At 58.9% G+C, this 4389-nt stretch carries 1 protein-coding gene; it reads right to left on the bottom strand.

Annotated features, from left to right (window positions below; translation table 11 throughout):
* A partial coding sequence (locus OOZ48_RS18355) for a beta strand repeat-containing protein (RefSeq protein ID WP_269500261.1) occupies positions 1 to 4389 on the bottom strand: 4389 nt, incomplete at both ends.

Below are 4389 nucleotides of genomic sequence, written 5' to 3'. Positions count from 1 at the left end.
CTGCCGCATCGGCCGTCGTAACCGACACATCCAAAGACGTGGCAGCAGCCAGATCGGTGCCTGCAACCGCTATCGCCCACGTGCCATCAGCAGCAACCGCACCGGTGTACTCGATGTCGTTGACCGTTAGCGTAACAGCGTCGCCTGCGTTGTACTCACCAATCACAGTGCCAGTGACATCCACGGCAGCACCAGACTCAGCCGCGTTGATGACGTTGTCGGCGGTAATCGAATCCACCGAAACGGTCAACTCAGGTGCCGTCGTATCGACACCGTAGCTGTGCGTCGTCGTCTGCGTCGTGCTATTGCCTGCCGCATCGGTCGTCGTCACCGAGACGGTCAACGAGTCGGTGGCCGCCAGGTCAGAACCGGCAACAGCAATGGTCCACGAACCGTCCGCAGCAACAGCGCCGGTGTACTCGGTGTCGTTCACCATCAGCGTGACAGCATCGCCTTCGTTGAATTCGCCATTTACCGCACCGGTAACAGCCACGGCAGCACCGGATTCAGCAGCATTGACGACGTTGTCATTGGTGATCGAATCAACCGCGATCGTCAGATCCGGGGCAGTAGTATCGACACCATAGGCATGGGAAGTGGTCGTCGTCGTGCTATTACCGGCCGCGTCGGTCGTCGTCACCGACACATCCACAGCGGTAGCAACAGCCAGATCGGTGCCTGCAACCGCTATCGCCCACGTGCCATCAGCAGCAGCAACTCCGGTATATTCGGTGTCGTTTACCGTCAGAGTGACGGTGTCACCCGCACTGAACTCACCAGTCACCTTGCCAGCCACATTCACCAACCCGCTAGACTCAGCGGCATTGATGACGTTATCAGGCGTGATCGGATCAACAGACACAGTCAGCTCAGGCGCATCAGTATCAACCGAGTAACCATGAGTAGCGGATGTAGTCGTAGCATTGCCAGCCGCGTCCGTAGACGTCGCACTCACAGCCACCGCGCTATCGGCCAGCAGGTCGCTGGTCGCAACATCAACCGTCCAAGTGCCTGCCGCAGCATCCACAGTAGCTGCGTACTGCTGACCATTGACCGTGACAGTAATCGTTGTCTCAGCGCCGGCCTCGGCGGTAACCGCTCCAGTCACCGCAATCGTCTCAGCACCAGATTCAGCGATGTTGATGACGTTGTCGGTAGTGACCGGATCAACAGACACAGTCAGCTCAGGCGCTATCGTGTCTACGCCATAGCTGTGGCTAGAGGTCACAGTCGTGCTGTTGCCAGCCGCATCCGTCGTCGTGACCGACACATCCAGAGAGGTGGCAGCAGCCAGATCGGATCCGGCAACCGCTATAGTCCACGCGCCATCCTCACCGACAGCACCGGTGTACTCGGTGCCATTTATCGTCAACGTGACGGTGTCACCCGCGTTGAACTCACCAGTCACCGTACCAGTAACATCCACTGACGCAGCAGATTCGGCCGCATTGACCACGTTATCGGATGTAATCGAATCCACAGATACCGTCAACTCGGGCGCTGCAACGTCAACCGAATAGGCGTGAGTACTCGACACTGTCGTGCCGTTGCCCGCAGCATCCGTCGTCGTGACTGACACTTCCAGAGAGGTGGCAGCAGCCAGATCGGAGCCCGCAACAGTAATCGTCCACGCGCCACCCTCACCGGCAGTGCCAACGTACTCGGTGCCGTTCACCGTCAGAGTGACGGCATCACCTTCGTTGAACTCACCCGACACCGCACCGGTGACATCCACCGAAGCACCAGACTCAGCAGCATTGATGACATTGTCGGAGGTGATCGGATCAACCAACACCGTCAGTTCAGGTGCAGTCGTGTCCACACCGTAGCTGTGCGTGGCAGCCGTCGTCGTAGCGTTACCAGCCGCATCGGTGGACGTCGCGCCCACAGCCACTGTGCTGTCTGCCAGCAAGTCGCTGGTCGCTACATCAACTGTCCAAGTGCCTGCGGCCACATCTACTGTGGCCGTATATTCCTGACCATTGACCGTCACCGTGACCGTCGTTTCAGTACCTGCCTCGGTGACAACTGCGCCAGTCACCGCAATCGTCTCTGCACCAGACTCAGCAGTGTTGATGACGTTGTCGGTAGTGACCGGATCCACAGAAACCGCCAACTCAGGCGCAGCGGTATCTACGCCATAACCATGGGTGGAGGTAGTCGTCGTACTGTTACCCGCAACATCGGCAGTCGTAACCGATACTGCCAGTGAATCAGAAGCCGCCAGATCGGAGCCAGCGACCGCTATCGTCCACGTGCCATCCGCCGCGACAGCTCCGATGTAATCAGTACCGTTCACCGTCAAGGTGACAGCGTCACCTTCGCTGAACTCACCATCCACCGCGCCAGTGACATCCACTGACGCGCCAGACTCAGCAGCATTGATCACATTGTCAGACGTGATCGGATCAACCGAAACTGCCAGCTCAGGTGCAGTGGTGTCAATCGAGTAGGTGTGAGTGGTGGATGTGGTCGTGCTGTTGCCTGCGGCGTCCGTGGACGTCGCACTGACTCCCACGGAGCTATCTGCCAGCAGATCACTGGTCGCAACATCAACGGTCCAAGTACCTGCAGTCACATCCACCGTGGCCGCGTACTGCTGACCGTTGACCGTCACCGTGACCGTCGTCTCTGTACCAGCCTCAGCCGAAACGGAACCGGTCACCGCAATCATCTCAGCACCAGATTCAGCTGCATTGATCACGTTGTCGGCAGTGATAGAGTCAACCGAGACAGTCAGTTCAGGTGCAGTCGTGTCTACGCCATAGCTGTGCGTGGCGACCTGCGTCGTGCCGTTACCTGCTGCATCGATCGTCGTCACCGAGACGATCAACGAGTCAGTAGCTGCCAGGTCAGAACCCGCAACCGCTATCGTCCATGTACCATCCGCAGCTACCGTGCCGGTGTGCTCGGTGTCGTTCACCGTCAGCGTGACGGCGTCGCCCGCGTTGTACTCACCAGTCACCGCACCGGTGACATCCACCGAAGCACCAGACTCAGCAGCATTGATGACATTGTCGGAGGTGATCGGATCAATCAACACCGTCAGTTCCGGCGCTTCGACATCAACCGAGTAGCCGTGCGTGGCGGTCGTCGTCGTGGCATTACCGGCTGTGTCAGTAGAGGTCGCACTCACCGCCACCGAACTATCCGCCAGCAGATCATCGGTCGCGACATCAACCGTCCAAGTGCCCGCGGCCACATCTACCGTGGCCGTATATTCTTGACCATTGACCGTCACCGTGACCGTCGTTTCAGTACCTGCCTCGGTGACAACTGCACCAGTCACCGCTATCGTCTCAGCGCCAGATTCAGCAACGTTGATCACGTTATCAGACGTGATCGGATCCACCGAGACCGTCAGCGCAGGCGCAGTGGTGTCGACGCCATAACTGTGAGTCGTTGTCTGCGTCGTGCTATTGCCCGCAGCATCCGTCGTCGTGACTGACACTTCCAGAGAGGTGGCAGCAGCCAGATCAGAGCCAGCAACAGCAATCGTCCACGCGCCACCCTCACCAGCAGTGCCGACGTACTCGGTGCCGTTCACCGTCAGGGTGATGGTGTCGCCTTCGTTAAATTCACCAGTCACTGCACCGGTGATATCCACCGAAGCACCGGACTCGGCGACGTTGATGACGTTGTCAGACGTGACCGGGTCCACAGCGACCGTCAGTTCAGGTGCCGTGACATCGACACTGTAGCTGTGAGAGGTAGTCGTTGTCGTGCTATTGCCCGCTGCATCGGTTGTAGTAACCGACACATCCAAGGAATCAGACGCGGCCAAGTCAGAACCCGCAACCGCAATGGCCCACGAGCCGTTCGCAGCAATCGTGCCAGTGTACTCGGTGTTGTTCACCGTCAACGTGACGGTATCGCCCGCGTTGAACTCACCATCCACCGCACCAGTGACATCCACTGACGCGCCAGACTCAGCGGCATTGACCACATTGTCGGCAGTGATCGAATCAACCGTGATCGTCAGCTCAGGCGCCGTCGTATCAATGGCGTAGTCGTGCGTGGCAGTCGTCGTCGTGGCATTGCCAGCCGCGTCCGTAGACGTCGCACTGACACCCACCGAGCTATCTGCCACCAGATCGCTGGTCGCAATATCGGCAGTCCAAGTACCTGCTGCCACATCCACCGTAGCCGCGTACTGCTGGCCATTGACGGTGATCGTCACCGTCGTCGATGTGCCGTCCTCGGCAACAACCGTACCAGTCACCGCAGTCGTCTCAGCGCCAGACTCAGCAGCGTTGATCACATTGTCCGACGTAATCGAATCAACTGAAACCGTCAGCGCAGGCGCGGTCGTATCAATGGCGTAGCCGTGTGTGGTGGTCGTCGTCGTGGCATTACCGGCCGCGTCCGTGGACGTCGCACTGACTCCCA

The organism is Castellaniella sp. S9 (assembly GCF_027257175.1).
GTDB lineage: Bacteria > Pseudomonadota > Gammaproteobacteria > Burkholderiales > Burkholderiaceae_B > Castellaniella.
The sequence above is the reverse complement of the archived record's forward strand: the minus strand, read 5'-3'. Positions and strand labels throughout refer to the sequence as shown.